The following is a 19427-nucleotide window of genomic DNA, read 5'->3' as shown; positions in this document are numbered from 1 at the left end:
GGCCGCCAGCCTGCCTCATACCTCAGGCCGCAATTACGAGGCCATATAGCTCTGCAAGTGAATGCTGGTCTCGGTAGCGCCAATGCCCTTGATCAAGCGCACCCGCTCCAGCACCTCGGCCAGCTCACCCAGCGTGGCGGCACGCAATTCGGCCAGCAGGTCCCAGCGGCCATTGGTGTCGAACAGGCCCGCCACGCCGGGCTCACCCAGCAAGATGCTGATCACCTCGCGGGTCTTATTGCCTTCCACCGCAATGCTCATCCAGGCGGTGATCTCGTTGGGCGTTTCATCCGGCCGTAAACGCACGGTGTAGCCCACGATCACGCCGGCATCTTCAAGCTTGGCGATGCGATTGGTGACGGTGCCGCGCGAGACCTTGAGCTTGTGCGCCAGGGTCGCGACCGAGCTGCGCGCGTCCGCCCGCAGCAGGGCCAGCAGTTGTTGGTCCAAGGTGTCCATATTGGCATTCTGACAAATTAGTCTGCCGATATGGCAAATTTCTAGCGATTCTCGGGCATTTCAGCGGCTTCTCTTTCACTCTGCAGGCGAGAAGAATGGCGACACCGAAGCAATGACCTGCCCGGCACCGTACCGGGCGAAGGCAAAAACCCTTTTGGAGACAGCCCATGACCACCCTGCTCAACACCCAAGACATCGCCCGAATGGCCCAGGCCCTGGGCGTGCCCGCCCTGCTGCAGCGCATGTGCAGCTACATCGAGGCCGACTATCTGCGCTGGCAAGAGTTTGACAAATGCGCCCGCGTGGCCAGCCATTCCGCCGATGGCGTGATCGAGCTGATGCCGATTGCCGACGCCCAGCTCTACACCTTCAAATACGTCAACGGCCACCCCAAAAACACCCAGGCAGGCCTGCCCACCGTGATGGCTTTGGGCGTGCTGGCCGATGTGGCCACCGGCCGACCCGAATTGCTGAGCGAGCTGACCCTGACCACCGCCTTGCGCACCGCCGCCACCTCGGCCATGGCCGCCAAGCAATTGGCCCGTCGCAATGCCAAGACCATGGCCCTGATTGGCAACGGTGCGCAAAGCGAGTTCCAGGCCCTGGCCTTCCACCACCTGCTGGGCATCGAAGAGATCCGCCTCTTCGACCTCGACCCCGCTGCAAGTGCCAAGCTGATGCGCAATCTGCAAGGTCAGGCCGGCCTGCGCCTCAAGCTGTGCAAGAGCATTGCCGAGGCAGTGCGTGGTGCCGACATCGTCACCACCGTCACGGCGGACAAGACCAATGCCACCATCCTCACGCCCGAGATGATTGAGCCCGGCATGCACATCAACGGCGTCGGCGGCGACTGCCCCGGTAAGACCGAATTGCACCCCGCCGTGCTGGAGATGGCCAAGGTGTTTGTGGAGTTCGAGCCGCAATCGCGCATCGAGGGCGATGTGCAGCAGATGCCGGCGGACTTCCCGGTCACCGAATTCTGGCGCGTGCTCAAGGGCCAGGCCCAGGGCCGCGACAACGACGCGCAAGTGACCGTGTTTGATTCGGTGGGCTTTGCGCTAGAAGACTACTCCGCCCTGCGCCTGCTGCGCGATCTGGCGCGGGAACTGGGCCTGGGCCAGGACGTCAGTCTGGTGCCCAGCATGGCCGACCCGAAGGATCTGTTTGGCCAGCTGCAGCAGCGCCCGGCGCCCATGTTGGCAGTCACCTTGGCCGCTGCCTGAGGCGGCATTGCGCGGCTTGATCAGGCCGGCTTGATCAGGCCAATCCAGCCAGCGCAGCCAGCACGCGCTGATCCAGCTCGGCCAAAGGCAGCGCCAGCCGAGCCGCCGCGCCACCCGCCACCTCGCGCTTGGCCTGGCCCCAGATCGGGTTGGGGAAATGGCTGTCCCAATCGAAGCGGGCGATGAGGTGCCAATGCAGATGCGGCACCATATTGCCCAGGCTCGCAAGATTGATCTTGGTGGGCGCCAGGGCCTCCATCAAGGCGCACTCCACCGCCGCCACCGCGGCCATGCAGTCCACGCGCTCGGCGGGCGAAAGATCGCTGAACTCAGCCACATGGCTGGCCCAGATCAAGCGATAAAAGGCGGGGAAGTTGCTGTCGTCCAGCACGCGCACCACGCGCCACTGCGCGCTTTGCGCCACCAGCAAGCCACCACTCTCCTGGCACAAAGGACATTGGGGCTGAATATTGTTCATATTGTGCTCACGGGCTGACTAAGATGCGCAGACTTTAGCAAGCACAAGCGATAGGCCCATGACCCACACGCCAGCAGCCCAAGTCACGACCAAGGTCCACACACGCCGCCAGGCCATCCTCAAGCTAACGGCCAGTTTGGGCGCCACGCTGCTGGCCCCAGGCCTCGCCTCAGCGGCCGCCGAGACGAGCGGTACCTGGCCCAACAAACCGATCAAGTGGATCGTGGCCTACCCGGCAGGCGGCGGCTCTGACTTTTTGGCCCGCCAACTCGCGCCTGCCCTGGGCAAACAGCTGGGCCAGACCCTGGTGATCGACAACCGCCCCGGCGCCGGAGGCAGCATAGGCACCGACGCGGCCGCCAAGTCGCCTGGCGATGGCTACACCCTCCTCAGCGGGGACAACGGCGCGATGATTTTCAACAGCGCCATGTACAAAAAGCTGCCCTACGCAGCCAGTGACTTCACGCCGGTGGGCATGATGGCGCGCTTTCCGCTGATTTTGGCCGTTAACCCCAGCTCAGGCTTCAGCAGTGCCAGCCAGTGGCTGGCGGAAATCAAGAAGAACCCCGGCAAATACAGCTACGCCTCACCGGGCATCGGCAGCCCGCACCATCTGGCCATGGAGCTGATCAAGCAGCGCAGCGAGAGCTTTGTGGTGCATGTGCCCTACCGAGGCACGGCCTTCGCGATTCAGGATGTGATGTCGGGCATTGTGCCGATGGCGATTCTGGACAGCGCCGCCGGCCTGTCCCAGATCCGTGCCGGCAAGCTCAGGGCCTTGGCGGTGCTGAGCAAGACCCGCCTCCAGCAACTGCCCGATGTACCCACCTTCGAGGAATTGGGGCTCAAGGGCGTGGACGTATCGGCCTGGCAGGGCCTGTTCGTGCCCAAAGGCACGCCCGAGCCCATCGTGCAGCGCCTGACGCTGGAGATGAACAAGGCCATCGCCCTGCCCGAGGTGAAGGCCAGGCTGGAAGAGTTCGGCTTGCAAGTCATCCCTGGCGACGGCCCCAGCCTGGCGCGCTATCTGCAGCAGGAAACGCAGATCTGGCACACGCTGATCAAAGAGCGCAAGCTGTCGGCGGAGTAAGCGCTGGGATGCCAAGCTGACCTTTCGGGGTCAGGTCTTGCCCGCCAATCCCTAGCGAAAGATCTTTGCAAGATCTGCCAGGCCTAAGCCCAGCAGGTTCGCCTGCGTCGTCTTACACCAGCACTCGCTCAATGCCGCCGTTATTGGCCTTGGCCACATACTCCGGCATCCAATCCTCACCGAGGATTTGGCGCGCCATCTCAACGACGATGTAGTCGGCCTCCAGCAAGCCGTTTTGCAAGTCGCCACCGTAGCGGCTCAGGCCTTGCAGGCAGCTGGGGCAACTGGTCAGAATCTTGAGGTTATCGGCCGCAGCGACCTTGCCGCTGTCGCGCAGCTGGGTCTCGGTGGCGCGCAACTCTTCTTCCTTGCGGAAGCGGATCTGCGTGGAGATATCGGGCCGGGTCACGCCCAGGGTGCCGCTCTCGCCGCAGCAGCGCTTGCTTTCAACCACGTTGTCACCCACCAGCGCCTTGACCGTTTTCATCGGCTCTTGCAGCTTCATCGGCGTGTGGCAGGGGTCGTGGTAGAGATAGCTCTTGCTTGAACCCAGGGTGATGCCTTTTTCCAGCAGGTACTCGTGGATGTCGATGATGCGGCAGCCGGGGAAGATGTCCTCGAACTTATAGCCCTGCAGCTGGTCATAGCAGGTGCCGCAGCTGACCACCACCGTTTTGATGTCGAGGTAGTTGAGCGTGTTGGCGACCCGGTGGAACAAGACCCGGTTGTCGGTGATCATCTTCTCGGCCTTGTCGAACTGACCCGAGCCGCGCTGCGGATAGCCGCAGCACAGATAACCCGGTGGAAGCACGGTCTGCACCCCCGCGTGCCACAGCATGGCTTGCGTCGCCAGGCCGACCTGGCTGAACAAACGCTCGGAGCCGCAGCCGGGGAAGTAGAACACCGCCTCGGTTTCGGCATTGGTAGCGGCCGGGTTGCGGATCACCGGCACATAGTCCTTGTCCTCGATGTCCAGCAGCGCGCGCGCGGTCTTCTTGGGCAGGCCGCCGGGGAGCTTTTTGTTGATGAAGTGAATCACCTGCTCCTTGATCGGCGCCGGGCCGACGCTGGCGCGGGGCGCCGCCGTCTGCGCCTTGGCGAAGCGCTTGAGCACATCGTGCGCCAGGCGCTGCGCCTTGAAGCCCACGCCCACCATGGCCGCGCGTGCCACCTTGATGGTCTCGGGGTTGCTGGCATTGAGCATGAACATGGCGGCGGCATTGCCGGGGCGCCAGCTCTTCTGACCCATCTTGCGCAAGAGATTGCGCATATTCATGGTCACATCGCCGAAGTCGATCTTGACCGGGCAGGGGTTGGCGCATTTGTGGCAGACCGTGCAGTGGTCAGCCACATCTTCGAACTCTTCCCAGTGCTTGATCGAGATGCCGCGGCGGGTTTGTTCTTCGTACAGGAAGGCCTCGACCAGCAGCGAGGTCGCCAGGATCTTGTTACGCGGCGAGTAAAGAAGATTGGCGCGCGGCACATGGGTGGCGCAGACCGGCTTGCATTTGCCGCAGCGCAGGCAGTCTTTGATCGAGTCGCTGATAGCACCGATATCGCTTTGCTGCATGATCAGCGACTCATGCCCCATCAGCCCGAAGCTGGGCGTGTAGGCATTGGTCAGATCGGCGAAGGTGGTCATGGACTCCGGCCCGCCCAGGCGCAAGAGCTTGCCCTTGTTGAAGCGGCCTTCCGGGTCCACCTTGGCCTTGTAGCCGGCAAAAGGCGCCAGCTCTTCGTCACTCAAGAATTCCAGCTTGGTGATGCCGATGCCGTGCTCGCCGGAGATCACGCCGTCCAGGCTGCGCGCCAGCTTCATGATGCGGGCCACGGCGCCATGCGCCGTCTGCAGCATCTCGTAGTTATCGGAGTTGACGGGGATATTGGTGTGCACATTGCCGTCGCCGGCGTGCATATGCAGGGCCACCCAGACGCGGCCGCGCAAGATCTCGCCGTGGATGCGTTTGCACTCGGCCAAGATGGGCTCAAACGCCGCGCCATTGAAGATGGCTTGCAGGGGCTTGAGGATCTGGGTCTTCCAGGAGGCGCGCAGGGAATGGTCTTGCAATTGGTCGAAGAAGCTGGGCTCGTCAGCGCGGGCCAGATCCAGCTCATCCTTCCACTGCTTCCACTGCCCGCCCACCTGGGCCAGCAGGCTGCGGGCTTGCTGAACCCGGTCGCCCAGCAGCTCGGCGCTGGGGATGTCGCCGGCGTCGTCGCTCTTGCCCAGCGGCAACTTGGTTTGCTCGAACAGGGCTTGCAGGGCGTCCACCAAGGCCAGCTTGTTGAGCAGGCTCAGCTCGATATTGATGCGCTCAATCCCCAGGGTGTACTCGCCCATGCGGGGCAAGGGGATCACCACGTCTTCGTTCACCTTGAAGGCGTTGGTGTGCTTGCTGATGGCGGCCGTGCGCTTACGGTCAAGCCAGAACTTCTTGCGGGCGTCGGCCGACACGGCCACAAAGCCTTCGCCATTGCGGCCATTGGCCAGGCGCACCACTTCGCTGGTGGCGCGCGCCACGGCATCGGCGTCTTCGCCGACGATATCGCCCACCAAGACCATCTTGGGCAGGCCGCCGCGCTTGCTCTTGGTGGAGTAGCCAACGGCCTTGAGGTAGCGGTCATCCAGATGCTCAAGACCGGCCAACACCGCGCCGCCCGGGCGCTTGGCCTCCTCGAACATGAAGTCTTTGATGTCGACAATGCTGGGCACGCATTCGCGCGGGTTGCCGAAGAACTCCAGGCAAACGGTGCGCACATGGGCCGGCATCTTGTGGACGATCCAGCGGCAGCTGGTGATCAGGCCATCGCAGCCTTCCTTCTGAATGCCGGGCAGGCCGGCCAGGAATTTGTCGGTAACGTCCTTGCCCAGGCCTTCCTTGCGGAAGACGCGGCCGGGGATGTCGAGGCGCTCGCTGCGCTCGAGCTTTTTGCCGGTGGCGTCGAAATAGTTCAGCTCAAAGCTGGCCATCTCCACATCGTGGATCTTGCCCAGGTTGTGGTTCAGGCGGATCACCTCCAGCCACTTGGCCTCGGGTGTCACCATGCGCCAGGAGGCCAGGTTGTCCAGCGCCGTGCCCCACAGCACCGCCTTTTTGCCGCCCGCATTCATGGCCACATTGCCACCCACGCAGGAGGCCTCAGCCGAGGTCGGGTCCACCGCAAAGACAAAGCCATGCTGCTCGGCCAGATCGGCCACGCGCTGGGTCACCACGCCGGCTTCGCTGAAGATGGTGGCCACTTCGCGGTCCAGCCCGGGCAGGCGCAGCATCTCGACGCCGCGCAAGGCCTCGAGCTTCTCGGTATTGATGACGGCGCTATTCCACACCAGGGGCACGGCGCCGCCGGTGTAGCCGGTGCCGCCGCCGCGCGGGATGATGGTCAGGCCGAGCTCGACGCAGCTCTTGACCATCTGCGCCATCTCGGCCTCGGTGTCGGGGGTGAGCACCACAAAGGGGTACTCGACGCGCCAGTCGGTGGCGTCGGTCACATGGCTGACGCGCGAGAGCCCGTCGAACTTGATATTGTCTTTGGCGGTCGATTTGCCCAGCAGCTTGGTGGCGCGGCGGCGCAGCTCGGCCACCTCCACAAACTGGCGTGCAAACTGCTGCACCGCGCCACGGGCGGCGCTCAACAACTCGCCCACATGGGCGTCGCGTTGTGCGTCGGTGCTGGGGTCGCGGCGGCGTTCCACCTCGTGCAGGCGGTGCTCCAAGGCCTCGATCAGCAAAGCCCGGCGCTTCGGGTTGTCCAGCAAATCGTCTTGCAAATAGGGGTTGCGCTGCACCACCCAGATATCACCCAGCACCTCGTACAGCATGCGGGCGCTGCGGCCAGTGCGGCGCTCCTGGCGCAGCTGATTGAGCAATTCCCAGGCGCGGTTACCGAGCAGGCGAATGACGATTTCGCGGTCGGAGAAGGAGGTGTAGTTGTAGGGAATCTCGCGCAGGCGGGGCGCAGCATGTGACTCATGTGAATTGGCCACGCCAACGTCAGCAGGGTTGGCGGGAGGAGTCACTACGGGCATCAGGGGATGCGGAGCATTCATGAATGGCGGCCGAGCGCCGCAAAGCGCTCTGATTAGGCTGCTCGGCCGCAGCAAGCGGCCAAGCAGCGGAACTGGAAATTCGCGGCAAGACGTCGAGTGTGCGGGTATTCGCGCGGCTTTTGGCTGCTTGATTAGAACTACCCCTCAAGAAACCGGAGGATTCTCCCGGCCCGCAAGCGCCTATGGAAACAATGCAGCCTGTCGCCACCCTGCCCTCCTGCTTGGGGGGTGAATCCTACCGCAGCGCAGCAAATTACCCGCCTAACGCTGAATAGACCTTGGCCCGGAGCGGCGATTTTCGCAGCCAGGCCAGCATGGCAAAGCGCGCCGCCAGCAATGTCACAATCCGCAACGAAAAAGTCCCCGCCCATCCCCGCTGGAACCACTAAAACCATGCTGAAACTCAAACACATTGCCCCCGCCCTGCTGATCGCCGGCCTGAGCACCCAAGCCAGCGCACAAACCGAAATCCAGTGGTGGCATTCCATGGGCGGCGCCCTCGGCGATTGGGTCACCGACCTGGCCCGCGACTTCAACGCCAGCCAGAAGGACTACAAGATCGTGCCCGCCTACAAAGGCAGCTACGACGAGTCCATGACCAGCGCCATCGCCGCCTTCCGCGCCGGCAATGCACCCCACATCCTGCAGGTGTTTGAAGTCGGCACCGCCACCATGATGGCCAGCAAGGGCGCCATCGTGCCGGTGGGCGAGGTGATGAAGCAAGGTGGCGCCAAGTTCGACCCCAGCATCTATGTGCCCGCCGTGGCTGGCTATTACACGGCCGCCAATGGGCAGATGCTGAGCTTCCCCTTCAACAGCTCCACCACCGTGCTGTTCTACAACAAGGATGCCTTCAAGGCCGCCGGCCTGGACCCCAACAAGGCGCCGAGCACTTGGCCCGAGGTGGCCCTGGCCGCCGCCAAGCTCAAGGCCAGCGGCGTGAAGTGCCCCTACACCACCAGCTGGGTCAGCTGGACGCAGCTGGAGAGCTTCTCGGCCTGGCACAACGTCGAATACGCCAGCAAGAACAACGGCTTCGGCGGCCTGGACACGCGCCTGGCCTTCAACACCCCGCTGCATCTGCGCCATATCGAAAACCTGGCGAATATGTCCAAGCAGGGCCTGTTTGTTTACAAGGGCCGCGGCAATGCGGCGGATGCGACTTTTGTGTCGGGCGAATGCGCGATGCAAACGGCCTCGTCCAGCCTCTACGCCAATGTGAAGAAGAACGCCAAGTTCGCCTACGGCATGGCCCCGCTACCCTTCTACCCCGACGTGCCTGGCGCGCCGCAGAACACCGTCATCGGTGGCGCTAGCCTGTGGGTGATGGCCGGCAAGAAGGCGCCTGAATACAAGGGCGTGGCCGCTTTCTTCAACTATCTGTCGCGCCCCGAAGTGGCGATGGAAAGCCATAAGCGCACCGGCTATCTGCCCGTCACCAAGGCGGCTTACGAGCTGACCGAGAAGAGCGGCTTCTACAAAGCCAACCCCGGCACCGATGTGGCCGTGACCCAGATGATCCGCAAGACCACCGACAAGTCCCGCGGCGTGCGCCTGGGCAATTTCGTGCAAATCCGCACTATCATCGACGAAGAGATGGAAGGCGTGTGGAGCGGCAAGAAGACGCCCAAGGAAGGCATTGACACCGCCATCCAGCGCGGCAACGAGCAGCTGGAGAAATTCCAGAAGGCCAATAGCAAAGGCTGATCGCCCCGACCATGGCTCTCGAAAAACGCGTTCAATTCAAATCCGGCTGGCTGCCCTGGGCCTTGCTGGCACCGCAGGTGCTGATCATCTCGGTGTTCTTCTTTTGGCCGGCCGGTCAGGCGGTGCTGCAGTCCCTGCAGCAGCAAGACGCTTTTGGCATGAGCACCGAATGGGTGGGGCTGGATAACTTCCGCACCCTGTTCAGCGATGCCGGCTATCTGGCCTCCTTCAAAACCACCGCCGTCTTCTCGGTGCTGGTGGCGGGCCTGGGCATCAGCATTTCGCTGCTGCTGGCGGTGATGGCTGACCGCGTGGTGCGCGGCGCCCTAGCCTACAAAACCTTACTGATCTGGCCTTATGCGGTGGCGCCGGCGATTGCCGGCGTGCTGTGGATGTTCATGTTCGCGCCCTCCATCGGCATCGTGGCCTACGCATTGAATGCCATGGGTTTTGACTGGAACCACTTGCTCAACTCGGGCCAGGCCATGGCCTTGGTGGTGATGGCCGCGGTGTGGAAGCAGATTTCCTACAACTTCCTATTTTTCTTGGCGGGCCTGCAGTCCATCCCCAAATCGCTGCTGGAAGCGGCGGCCATTGACGGCGCCAAACCCTGGCGGCGCTTCTGGACCATCGTCTTCCCCCTGCTCTCGCCCACCACCTTTTTCCTGCTGGTGATCAATATCGTCTACGCCTTCTTCGACACCTTCGGCATCATCGACGCCGCCACCCACGGTGGCCCCGGCAAAGACACGGCCATCCTGGTCTACAAGGTGTATTACGACGGCTTCAAGGCCATGGACCTGGGCGGCTCGGCCGCGCAGTCGGTGGTCTTGATGGCCATCGTGGTGGCCCTGACCGTCTTGCAGTTCCGTTATGTCGAGAAGCGGGTGAGTTACTGACATGGTTGAGAAAAACAAGGGCCTGACCGTGCTCTCCCATCTGGTCCTGCTGCTGGGCGTGCTGATCGTCGCCTTCCCGCTCTACATCGCTTTTGTGGCCAGCACGCATACGGCGGAGGCCATCGTGCAAGCCCCCATGCCGCTGCTGCCGGGCAGCCATTTCGCCGACAACTACAGCGCCGCTCTCTTCGGCCATGCCGGCGGGGCGGGTTCCAAAGCGCCTGTGGCGCAGATGATGTGGGTGAGCCTGGTGACAGCGCTGGTGATTGCGTTGGGCAAGATCGCGATTTCGCTGCTCTCGGCCTTCGCCATCGTCTACTTCCGCTTCCCCTTCAAGAGCTTTTTCTTCTGGGCCATCTTCGTCACGCTGATGCTACCGGTGGAGGTGCGCATCCTGCCGACCTACCAAGTCATCTCCGACTTAGGCCTGCTCAATAGCTATGCGGGCCTGACCGTGCCCCTGATTGCGTCGGCCACCGCCACCTTCTTATTCCGCCAGTTCTTCATGACCGTGCCGGACGAGTTGGTGGAAGCCGCCCGCATGGACGGCGCCGGCCCGATGCGCTTTTTCAAGGACGTGCTGCTGCCGCTGTCCAGCACCAGCATCGCCGCCTTGTTCGTCATCCAGTTCATCTACGGCTGGAACCAATACCTTTGGCCCTTGCTGGTGACCACCGAAGAAAACATGTACCCGGTGGTGATCGGCATCAAACGCATGATCAGCGGCGGCGACGCCGCCAACGACTGGAACATCATCATGGCCACCGCCCTGCTGGCCATGATCCCGCCGGCGCTGGTGGTGATCTTGATGCAGCGCTGGTTCGTCAAGGGGTTGGTGGATACGGAAAAATAATGCCCTTGGGGACAGACCTGACCCTGTACTCAGGGGCTGCTCTGTCCCCAACTGATTAGGTGAGCTTGGGGACAGACCTGACCCGGTACCCCGGGGCTGCTCTGTCCCCAACTGATTAGATGAATTGAGTTCAGACCCGCCCCGTACATAAGGTCGGACTGATCTCAAGTGACGAGAAGATTTGGGACAACTCGTCCCCTCTGACTAGAACCAAGTTTTCTAGCCCGAAAACACATTCCAAAGACTGACATGGCCAGCATCTCCCTTCGCAACATCATCAAACGCTACGGCCACGGCCCCAAAGCCAATCAGGTGATTCACGGCGTCAACGCCGAGATCAAGGATGGCGAGTTCGTCGTCATCGTCGGCCCCTCGGGCTGCGGCAAGTCCACGCTCTTGCGCATGGTGGCGGGCCTAGAGGAAATCAGCGATGGCGAGATCGCCATCGGCCCCCGCGTGGTCAATCAGATTGAGCCGGCCGAGCGCGACATCGCCATGGTGTTCCAGAACTACGCGCTCTACCCGCATATGACGGTATTCGCCAATATGGCTTACGGCCTGAAGATTCAGAAAGTGCCCGAGGCCGAGATCAAGACCCGCGTCGACAAAGCGGCCAAGATTCTGGAGCTGGGCGCCTTGCTGGAGCGCAAGCCGCGCGAGCTTTCCGGCGGCCAGCGCCAGCGCGTCGCCATGGGCCGCGCCATCGTGCGCAACCCACAGGTGTTTTTGTTCGACGAGCCGCTCTCCAACCTCGACGCCAAGCTGCGCGCTCAGACCCGGCTGGAAATTCAAAAGCTGCACCGCGAACTGGGCGTGACCTCGCTCTTCGTCACCCACGACCAAGTCGAGGCCATGACGCTCGCGCAGCGCATGATCGTCATGAACGGCGGCCGCATGGAGCAGTTCGGCACACCCGAAGAGGTCTACGGCAGCCCGGCCTCCACCTTTGTGGCGGGGTTCATGGGCTCTCCGCCGATGAATCTGCTCAAAGGCCAAGTAGACGGCGGCAGTTTCAAACTCAAGGGCATTACCCTGCCCTTGCCCGCCGCCGCGCCACGCCCCGGCGCACTGACCCTGGGCCTGCGCCCCGAGCATGTGGACGCCTGGAGCAGCACCCAAACCCAGCCCGGCGCCTGGCCGCTGCGCGTCGAGATGATCGAGATGCTGGGCGCCGAGCGCCTGGTTTACGGCCGGCTGGGCGAAGAAGCCTTCACCCTGCGCATTGACGGCACGGTGACGCCACCCGCCATCGGTGACACGCTTTATTTGGAAGTTAGCGCGCGTCATCTGCACTGGTTCGATAGTGAAACCACCTTGCGCGTGAACCCATGAACGCCCAAGCCTGGCCCCTGCCCTTCTGGATCGCCCACCGCGGCGCCGGCAAGCTGGCGCCCGAGAACACCTTGGCCGCCTTCCGGCTTGGGGCCCAGCATGGCTACCGGGCTTTTGAGTGCGATGTGAAACTGTCCAGCGACGGCATTCCTTTTTTACTGCATGACGCCACGCTGGAGCGCACAAGCAATGGCCAAGGCGTAGCGGGCGACTTGCCCTGGGCCACACTCTCGCGCCTGGACGCCGGCAGCTGGCACAGCCGCGCTTTTGCCGGCGAGCCGCTGCCCAGCCTGGAGGCGCTAGCCCGCTTCATCATCGGCAATCGCTATGCCTTTAATATCGAAATCAAACCCACGCCCGGCCAAGCCCTGCTGACCGGTCAGGTGGTCGGCCGCGAGGTTTTGCGTTTGTGGGCCGACTCGGGTCTGGCCCCGCTGTTCAGCTCCTTCGAGCCCGAGGCCTTGCAAGGCGCCCGTGAAACCGCGCCCGACATCCCACGCGGCCTGTTGCTCGACAACCTGCGCGAAGGCTGGCTGGCCGAGGCCCAAGCCCTGGGCTGCGCCGCCGTCATCAGCAATTACCGGCTGATGGACCAGCCGACCGTAGACGCCATTCACGCCGCCGGCATGAAGGCCCTGGTCTACACGGTGAACGACGCTGAGGCCGCCCAAGCCCTGATTGCGCGGGGCGTGGACGGCATCATTACCGACGCGGTGGATTGCTTCTCACCCGCCTGAACAAGCACGGCCCACGGCTCAGGCCTCGATGCGGGCATAGACCCGCGTGTCACGCGGCTCGCCGTCCACGCCCAGGCTATCGCGGCGCAGCAGGCCTTCGAACTCAAAGCCACAGGCCTCGGCCACTGCGCGGCTGGCGAGGTTGCGATCATCCATGCGGATCTCCACCCGCCGCGCCTGCAATTGACTGAATGCCATTGCCGTGAGCAAACGAACCGCCGCACTGGCGTGCCCCTGGCCGACGGCGCTGCTGCGCAGCCAGTAGCCGATCTCGAAGCGCCGCACATCCCAGTCCAGCCGGTGCAAGCCGGTGCCGCCCAACAGTTCGGTGCACTGGCCGCTGGCGTCCTTGGCATAGATTTGATAGACGAGATCACGCCGGGCGATGAAGTCGGCCTGCATGCGCCGCATCACGGCCTCGGAGGCCTCCATGCTGGGCGCCTCCTGGGCCCAGATCATCCAGGGCCGCAGGTGCTCGATGGACTCAGCAATGGCCGCCGCCATCAGCGGCCCCAGGCCCGCCACCGGCGCAGCCAGAACGATGGACTCGCCCTCAATCCGCTCAGGCACCTGGATCAGGATGGGGTCAGGTCTTGCCATGTTCAGGCCCTTGCTGCTTGGTGCTGGCGGTACTGCTGAAACTTGCACTAGGGTCACCGCCGATCTCACCCTCGCCCAAGGCGCCGGGCATGGCTTCGGCACCCAACACGGGCTCGTCGTCTTGGCCGGTACTGGGCAATACCAACACATGGCGCAAGGTACTCAGGCGCCAGGCCAGCAGGCTGACCAGCAAGGCGCCGATGCCGGCGAACAGCAGAGTCGAACGCAGGCTGACATGCTCGCCCAACCAGCCGCCGATCAAGGCGCCCGGCCCGGCCGGCACAATCGTCAACCAGCGCATGGTGCTGGTCATGCGGCCCAACATGGCCGTCGGCGTGACGGCTTGGCGCAAGGCCAAAAAGGTGATGAAGATCAGCACCGCGCCCACACCGAACATGAAGAGCATCAAGGCAAACACCGGCGCGCCGACCAGGCTGGCCGGAGTCAGCGCCAGCATCAACCAGCCCAGGCCACTGACCGCCAAGCCCAGCACCAAGCTGGGCCCCGGGCCAATGCGCGCGCTCAGGCGCGAGCCAAAAATGCTGGCCAGCACGGTGCCGGCACCCAGCGCCACATAGCTCAGGCCGATCTCTTGCGCCGACAGGCCCAGGGTGCGCGAGGCATACAGAATCTGCACCACCTGCGCGGCGTTGTTGAAAAACTGCCAGCCGCCTACCGCCAGGGCTAGGCTGACCAGCAAGCTGTGCTCGCGCACGAAGCGCAAGCCGCCCTTGAGTTCATCCCAGAAGCGCTGATCCTGGCTGGGCTTGAGCACTTCCTTGACCTGGATGCCGCGCAGAATCAGGGCCGAAAACAGCACCAGGGTCGCATCCACAGCCAAGGCCATGGGCGCCCCCATCAGCTTGATCAGCACCCCGGCAATGCCAGGGCCCACAACCTCGGCGCCCGAGCTGGCCAGGGCGTTCTTGGCATGCGCCTCCACCAAGCGGTCACGCTCCACCACCTGGGTCAGCACAATTTGCGCCGCGCTGCCGGCCGTGGTGTAGACCGTGCCCAGCACAAAGCCCACCACATAGAGCCAGCTCATGCTCAGCCAGCCCATCCAGGCGGCCAAGGGAACCGTCGCAACAGTCACCGCCAACATGCTCTCGCCAATGATGTAGACGGGTAGCTTGCGCACCCGGTCCAGCCACACGCCCGAGGGCAGTGAGAACAGCACGAATGGCGCAATCTCCATCGCCGTCAGCAAGCCCATTTGGGTGGGCGTGGCGTTGAGCAAGAGCGCTGCGGTGAGCGGCAGCGCCAGCATGGTGATCTGCCCGCCCAGCGAGCTGATCAGGATGGACGAGAACAAGCGGCGATACACCATATCGCGCAGCAAGTCATTGGGTGGCAGGGTCAGGGCGGCGGCCAAGCGACGCCATAAGCCAAACCAGGGCAGACGCCGAGCTTGTCGGGTTTGCATAAAAAATCTCCAGAAATCTTTGATGGGCCAGACCGGTAAGCGGCCTGGCTAGCTGCGGCGCGGGACGTTCAGCGTCAATGCGGCGAAGCGGTGCCGGCTCGTGTCACATGACCGCGAGCGCAAACGCCAGCGGCACGGGGTGCGCTGCGTCGGTTGCGGTCGAGGAGTTTGGTCATGGTCGGCTTGACATCAAATACGGCTTGATCCTAACAGGCGAGGTGTGGCATTCGTAAGTCAAGCCATGGTCAGCTGCGCTTGACCGGTCTGCCCCCAAAGGCCTAAAAGCCCACCGCTGCGCCATCACGCCGCGGGTCGCTAGCGGCCACATAGCCCTGGGCATCAGCATCCGGGCTGGCCGCGCCGCCGTCCAGGCGCCAGATGAATTGGCCGGCGCCGAAGTCTTGGTAGCTGTCGTGAATATCCCCGATCACATGGCCCAGCGCTCGCAAGCCCTCAATGGTGGCCGGCTTCATATGCGGCTCTACATTGATAGACAGGCCTTCGTTGAAACGCCAGCGCGGTGCGTCGCAAGCGGCTTGCGGGTTCTGGCCGTAGTCCAGCATGCGCACCAGGGTTTGCATATGGCCTTGGGGTTGCATATTGCCGCCCATCACGCCAAAGCTCATCACCGGCCTGCCCTCCCGGGTCAAGAAGGCTGGGATGATGGTGTGGAAGGGCCGCTTGCCCGGCGCCACCACATTCGGGTGCCCCGCCTCCAGCGTGAAGCAGTGGCCCCGGTTTTGCAGCGACACGCCATAGCCCGGCAGCACCAGGCCGGAGCCAAAGCCCATGTAATTGCTTTGGATGAAGCTGACCATCATGCCGCTCTCATCCGCCACAGTCAGATAGATGGTGCCACCCTTGACCGGGTTGCCGCATTTGAAATCTTGCGCCCGCTGCGGCTGGATCAGCCGGGCGCGCTGGGCCAGATAAGTCGGGTCCAGCAGTTCCGCGCTGCTGAGTTCCATGCTGCGCGGGTCAGCCACATAACGGTAGATGTCGGCGAAAGCCAGCTTCATCGCCTCGATCTGCAAATGCTGGGCGGCCACGCTGTCAACGCTGTGGGCGCGCAGATCCAGGTGCTTCAAAATTCCCAGCGCCATCAGCGCCGCAATGCCCTGGCCATTAGGCGGAATCTCATGCAGGCTGTGGCCGGCATAGTCTTGCGAGATGGGTTTGACCCACTCGGGCTGGTAGGCCGCAAAGTCGGCCGCCGTGATGGCACCTCCGGTGGCCCGCGCAAAGCGCTCCACTGCGGCGGCCACCTCGCCGCGATAAAAGGCCTCGCCCCGGGTCTCGGCGATCAAGCGCAGTGTCCGGGCGGCATCGGCAAACTTGAAGTTCTCACCCACCGCAGGGGCGCGGCCCTTGGGCAAAAAGGCCTCGGCAAAACCGGGTTGGGCGGTGAGATCAGCCACCTCCGCCGCCATTGCCCATTTGCGCTGCACGATCACCGGCACGGCATAGCCGCGCTCGGCAATCTCAATCGCGGGCTGCATCAGGGCGGCAAATTCCAGCTTGCCAAAACGCTCGCTCAAGGCCACCCAGCCGGCCACGGCGCCGGGCACGGTCACGCCACCCCAGCCGCGTTTGGGCGGAGTCTTAGCCTCGCGACCATAGATTTTGAAGAAGTATTCGGGCGTCCAGGCGGCAGGCGCGGTGCCCGATGCATTGAGGCCATGCAATTCCTTGCCGTCCCAGAGGATGCAGAAAGCGTCCGAGCCCAGGCCATTGCTGCAGGGTTCCAACAAAGTCATGCAGGCGGCCGTGGCGATGGCGGCGTCCACCGCATTGCCGCCCTGCGCCATGATGCGCAGCCCCGCCTGCGCGGCCAGCGGGTGCGAGGTGGACACGATATTGCGGGCAAACAGCGGGCTGCGCACGCTGGGGTAGGCCTGATGCCAGTCGAAAGGCTTGTTCTTGCTGCTGGTACTGCTGCTGCCGCTGATGCTACTCATGTCGCACAACTCCTTGAGGGTTGCGCCCATTGTGGCCGCAGCGCAAGCGCATCACCGAAGTCATGGCCCGGGCAGGCCCAAAAGGACGGGCCTGCCCCGACTATTGAGCGGTGGCGGGCTGCAGGCGCTGCGCGTCAATCCGCGCGCGCATGTTTTCGGCCGTATCCAGCATCTGCACCCGGGCCAGACCCAGCACCGGCTCTTGCTGCAGCGTGGCTTCGGCCACGGTTTTGTTGACCCAGCGATCCAGGGCTTGCAGGGCCAAGGCGTGCAGCTCGCGGTTGCTGGCCTGGGCCTGGGTCAGGGCCTGGCTGTTGCGCGCCAGCAGGGCCGTCAGGCTTTGGTTGCCTTGGCGCAGCTCGGCGTTGTCGCGGCGGGCTTGAGCTAATTGCTGGTTCAGCTGTAGCGCGGTTTGCTCCTGCGCCTGGCTAGCCTCCTTTTGCTTGGCCTGCGCCTCATCCAGCTCCCGGCGCAGGGCCGCAGCCTCGGCCAAGGCCTTGTCGCGCTGCTGCTGCAAGGCGCGGGTGGCGCTTTGCGCCTGCGCTTTGGCTTGCTGGACTTGCTGCTCTTTGTCGCTCAACAGGGCGGCCTTCTCGGCTTCCAGGCCTTGGCGCTTGGACTGCTCGGCCTGCAAGGCGGCTTGCACCCGGCGCAGTTGCTCGCGCTCACGCCCGGCCTTGCCCTCGCCTTCGGCGGCATGGGCTGCGCCCAGACTCAGGCACAGCAGCAAGAAGGCGATGCAGAGCTTGTTGTCGATTCGTGCTGACATGATGGCTTTGCTCCGGCTCAGAAGCGGGTGTTCAAGTCGATCTGGAACACATCAATCTTCAGCGTCGCGCTGGAGAGATTGCCGGTCACGATGCTCGGGTTGCTGGGGTCCAGCGGCACACGCACGCCGTCGTCCAGATTGCGGGTGCTGGTCAGGCGGGCGCCAATGGTGCTGCGGCGGTCAAAGGCGTATTGGCCGCCGATTTGCCAGCCCTGGTAGTTGGTGCCGCCCATATGCCAGGTGGTGTCAGTGAAGGCGTCCAGCCAGGCATCGCGCTCGAAGCGGCGCAGCGCCACAAAGCTGGTCCAGTCACCTGCATTGGCCAGCTTGGGCGTGCCCAGGTTGAAGCGCAGCTGGGCGCCGGTGCTGCGCTCCGCCAGATTGTCCACGGTGCTGGTGCCGGCGCGCTTGCGGACATCGGCCAGATCGAAGCCGCTATTGCGCACCCAATCGACGCTCACGCCAATTTCCACCGGGTCAAACTGCTTGAAAGTCAGGCCGGCGCTGAGGTTGATGGGCAGGAATTTGGAGGCCAAGCCCCAGACCGGGCCACCGTTGGCGCAAGGTGCCGGCACGGTGGCATTGTTCTCGCTGCTGACCGGGCAGAGGTTGATCAGCGTATTGCCCTTCTGGCGTGCCGAGATGGCGTATTGCGAGCTGAGATAGCTTTGCGTCGCGCTGCGCGGATTGCTGCTGGCCAGGGGCAAGTCGGTGGCGCGCACGCCTTCGATGTTCTGGAAGCGGTAGGAACCCAGGGCGGCCCGCGCGATGGTGTTGTTGCCCATGGCCATTTCCAAGCCGGCCTGGAAACCGTAGAGCCATTTGTCGCGCTTGTCGGTATTGAACTCTTCCAGCGCGAAGGCGCCGGCGGTGGCGAAACCAAACATGCCGCTGGCCAAGGTCAGGTCGCCTTGCGCGGCCAGGCCGTCGAAGCCGATGTCGTCGGGCCACAGCAAGTCGCCGCCGTAGAAGGGGTTGGCCATGCGGCCGGCCAGCATGCGCAGGTTGTAGCGCGGCTCCCAGCGGATGAAGGCGCGGTCCAGCACCACGCTCGACTTGTTGAAATAGTTGCCCAGGGTCTGCGAGGCCGAACTCGGCCCGGAGGTGGTGCCGGTGGAAATGCGCAAGCCGGTTGAGACTTCATCCGACACCTTCACCGCCACGCCTAAGCGGGCGCGCAGCGTCAGACGGTCGCGGTTGTTGGTGGTGTTGACCAGGTCGGGCGCCCAGGCCGGCGAATCCTTCTGTGTGCGGTAGCACTCGGCCGGCAGATTGCCTCCCACATTCAGGCAGGGCACACCGATCTGTTGGCCAGTGAGCGGGTCCACCGCATAGCTGGGCTGGGCATAGCGCTCGCTCTGCCAGCGCACCCGCACATCGCCTTCTACCGTGGTGCCGCGCACCCATTCCGGCAGGCTGCGCGGGTCGGCCCAACGCTCTTCACGCGCGGTGGCCAGCACCTCGTTTTTGATTTCTTCGCGCATCTGCGCGCGCAGGGTTTCGCTGACATAGGGCACGCGGATGACCCCATTGCTGCCGGCACCTGTGGCCCCCGCACCGGCGGCGGCGCCGGCTACAGCGGCCCCCGCCAGAGGCGTGCCCCAGGTTGCCGGCGCGGCTGCGGGCTTGGCTGCAGGCGCCTGAGCTTGCTTGAGCAAGGCATCGGCCCGCTCACGCGAGAGCAGGCCTTGGCCGACCAGGGCATCGATCAGCGCCAGCGTGGTGGCGCGCAGTTGTTCAAGTTCACGCTTCTCGTCGGCGTGGGCCGTGGGGACGCAAAGGGCTGAAGCCAAGGCCAGGGCCAGGCAGCGTTGGCGGGAGTTCGGAAGGCGCATGAGAGATTTCGCG

Annotated in this window: 15 protein-coding genes; 7 read left to right on the top strand and 8 right to left on the bottom strand. The window is 63.8% G+C overall.

What is annotated here, in order from left to right; all coding sequences use genetic code 11:
* Window positions 1-33 precede the first annotated feature (33 nt).
* Window positions 34-459 (bottom strand): Lrp/AsnC family transcriptional regulator, encoded by a 426-nt coding sequence (locus AT984_RS02615; RefSeq protein WP_058718778.1) that lies wholly within the window; start codon window positions 457-459, stop codon window positions 34-36.
* A gap of 167 nt (window positions 460-626) precedes the next feature.
* On the opposite strand from AT984_RS02615, the gene AT984_RS02610 reads away from it, so the two are divergent.
* Window positions 627-1682, top strand: coding sequence for an ornithine cyclodeaminase (locus AT984_RS02610; protein WP_058718777.1), 1056 nt, complete (start codon window positions 627-629; stop codon window positions 1680-1682).
* 34 nt (window positions 1683-1716) lie between these two features.
* Here AT984_RS02610 and AT984_RS02605 read toward each other — a convergent pair whose 3' ends face one another.
* A complete protein-coding gene (locus AT984_RS02605) occupies window positions 1717-2160 on the bottom strand; it encodes an HIT family protein (protein WP_058718776.1) in 444 nt (147 codons plus the stop codon).
* A gap of 58 nt (window positions 2161-2218) precedes the next feature.
* Here AT984_RS02605 and AT984_RS02600 point away from each other — a divergent pair, with 58 nt between their 5' ends.
* A complete protein-coding gene (locus AT984_RS02600) occupies window positions 2219-3250 on the top strand; it encodes a Bug family tripartite tricarboxylate transporter substrate binding protein (protein ID WP_082679728.1) in 1032 nt (343 codons plus the stop codon).
* Window positions 3251-3362: 112 nt separating this feature from the next.
* Here AT984_RS02600 and AT984_RS02595 read toward each other — a convergent pair whose 3' ends face one another.
* Window positions 3363-7298 (bottom strand): DUF3683 domain-containing protein, encoded by a 3936-nt coding sequence (locus tag AT984_RS02595; RefSeq protein ID WP_058718775.1) that lies wholly within the window; start codon window positions 7296-7298, stop codon window positions 3363-3365.
* 396 nt (window positions 7299-7694) lie between these two features.
* Between AT984_RS02595 and ugpB the strand changes: the two genes are divergently transcribed.
* The 5 genes from ugpB (at window position 7695) to ugpQ (ending at window position 12826) form a co-directional block, all read left to right on the top strand.
* Window positions 7695-9005 carry a sn-glycerol-3-phosphate ABC transporter substrate-binding protein UgpB gene (ugpB, locus tag AT984_RS02590; protein ID WP_058722038.1) on the top strand — a complete coding sequence of 437 codons (1311 nt, stop codon included), beginning with the start codon at window positions 7695-7697 and terminating at the stop codon, window positions 9003-9005.
* Between the two features lie 11 nt (window positions 9006-9016).
* Window positions 9017-9904: a sn-glycerol-3-phosphate ABC transporter permease UgpA gene (gene ugpA / locus AT984_RS02585; RefSeq protein ID WP_058718774.1), complete on the top strand. Its 888-nt coding sequence runs from the start codon at window positions 9017-9019 to the stop codon at window positions 9902-9904.
* A gap of 1 nt (window position 9905) precedes the next feature.
* Window positions 9906-10757 carry a sn-glycerol-3-phosphate ABC transporter permease UgpE gene (ugpE, locus tag AT984_RS02580; protein ID WP_058718773.1) on the top strand — a complete coding sequence of 284 codons (852 nt, stop codon included), beginning with the start codon at window positions 9906-9908 and terminating at the stop codon, window positions 10755-10757.
* Window positions 10758-11006: 249 nt separating this feature from the next.
* Window positions 11007-12089 carry a sn-glycerol-3-phosphate import ATP-binding protein UgpC gene (locus AT984_RS02575; protein ID WP_058718772.1) on the top strand — a complete coding sequence of 361 codons (1083 nt, stop codon included), beginning with the start codon at window positions 11007-11009 and terminating at the stop codon, window positions 12087-12089.
* On the top strand, window positions 12086-12826 hold the full coding sequence (gene ugpQ / locus AT984_RS02570; protein WP_058718771.1) for a glycerophosphodiester phosphodiesterase: 741 nt from the start codon (window positions 12086-12088) through the stop codon (window positions 12824-12826). Before AT984_RS02575 ends, ugpQ begins: the two co-directional genes overlap by 4 nt.
* 18 nt (window positions 12827-12844) lie before the next feature.
* Here ugpQ and AT984_RS02565 read toward each other — a convergent pair whose 3' ends face one another.
* From AT984_RS02565 to AT984_RS02545, 5 genes are all read right to left on the bottom strand, one after another.
* Complete coding sequence (locus AT984_RS02565) at window positions 12845-13426, bottom strand: GNAT family N-acetyltransferase (RefSeq protein ID WP_058718770.1); 582 nt, start codon at window positions 13424-13426, stop codon at window positions 12845-12847.
* Complete coding sequence (locus tag AT984_RS02560) at window positions 13413-14852, bottom strand: MFS transporter (RefSeq protein WP_082679726.1); 1440 nt, start codon at window positions 14850-14852, stop codon at window positions 13413-13415. Before AT984_RS02560 ends, AT984_RS02565 begins: the two co-directional genes overlap by 14 nt.
* A gap of 278 nt (window positions 14853-15130) precedes the next feature.
* Window positions 15131-16810 (bottom strand): gamma-glutamyltransferase family protein, encoded by a 1680-nt coding sequence (locus AT984_RS02555; RefSeq protein WP_058722037.1) that lies wholly within the window; start codon window positions 16808-16810, stop codon window positions 15131-15133.
* 100 nt (window positions 16811-16910) lie between these two features.
* Complete coding sequence (locus AT984_RS02550) at window positions 16911-17579, bottom strand: hypothetical protein (RefSeq protein WP_058718769.1); 669 nt, start codon at window positions 17577-17579, stop codon at window positions 16911-16913.
* A 17-nt stretch (window positions 17580-17596) separates the two neighbouring features.
* On the bottom strand, window positions 17597-19414 hold the full coding sequence (locus tag AT984_RS02545) for a putative porin (RefSeq protein ID WP_058718768.1): 1818 nt from the start codon (window positions 19412-19414) through the stop codon (window positions 17597-17599).
* Window positions 19415-19427 lie beyond the last annotated feature (13 nt).

Origin of the sequence: Paucibacter sp. KCTC 42545 (assembly GCF_001477625.1) — a bacterium.
GTDB lineage: Bacteria > Pseudomonadota > Gammaproteobacteria > Burkholderiales > Burkholderiaceae_C > Paucibacter_A.
This window is presented reverse-complemented; position numbering and strand designations above follow the sequence as displayed.

Excerpts from the sequence above, each read along its gene's own strand:
- AT984_RS02615 (WP_058718778.1), bottom strand. The coding sequence starts at position 459 with ATGGACACCTTGGACCAACAACTGCTGGCCCTGCTGCGGGCGGACGCG.
- AT984_RS02610 (WP_058718777.1), top strand. The coding sequence starts at position 627 with ATGACCACCCTGCTCAACACCCAAGACATCGCCCGAATGGCCCAGGCC.
- AT984_RS02605 (WP_058718776.1), bottom strand. The coding sequence starts at position 2,160 with ATGAACAATATTCAGCCCCAATGTCCTTTGTGCCAGGAGAGTGGTGGC.
- AT984_RS02600 (WP_082679728.1), top strand. The coding sequence starts at position 2,219 with ATGACCCACACGCCAGCAGCCCAAGTCACGACCAAGGTCCACACACGC.
- AT984_RS02595 (WP_058718775.1), bottom strand. The coding sequence starts at position 7,298 with ATGAATGCTCCGCATCCCCTGATGCCCGTAGTGACTCCTCCCGCCAAC.
- ugpA (WP_058718774.1), top strand. The coding sequence starts at position 9,017 with ATGGCTCTCGAAAAACGCGTTCAATTCAAATCCGGCTGGCTGCCCTGG.
- ugpE (WP_058718773.1), top strand. The coding sequence starts at position 9,906 with ATGGTTGAGAAAAACAAGGGCCTGACCGTGCTCTCCCATCTGGTCCTG.
- AT984_RS02575 (WP_058718772.1), top strand. The coding sequence starts at position 11,007 with ATGGCCAGCATCTCCCTTCGCAACATCATCAAACGCTACGGCCACGGC.
- ugpQ (WP_058718771.1), top strand. The coding sequence starts at position 12,086 with ATGAACGCCCAAGCCTGGCCCCTGCCCTTCTGGATCGCCCACCGCGGC.
- AT984_RS02565 (WP_058718770.1), bottom strand. The coding sequence starts at position 13,426 with ATGGCAAGACCTGACCCCATCCTGATCCAGGTGCCTGAGCGGATTGAG.
- AT984_RS02560 (WP_082679726.1), bottom strand. The coding sequence starts at position 14,852 with ATGCAAACCCGACAAGCTCGGCGTCTGCCCTGGTTTGGCTTATGGCGT.
- AT984_RS02555 (WP_058722037.1), bottom strand. The coding sequence starts at position 16,810 with ATGAGTAGCATCAGCGGCAGCAGCAGTACCAGCAGCAAGAACAAGCCT.
- AT984_RS02550 (WP_058718769.1), bottom strand. The coding sequence starts at position 17,579 with ATGTCAGCACGAATCGACAACAAGCTCTGCATCGCCTTCTTGCTGCTG.
- AT984_RS02545 (WP_058718768.1), bottom strand. The coding sequence starts at position 19,414 with ATGCGCCTTCCGAACTCCCGCCAACGCTGCCTGGCCCTGGCCTTGGCT.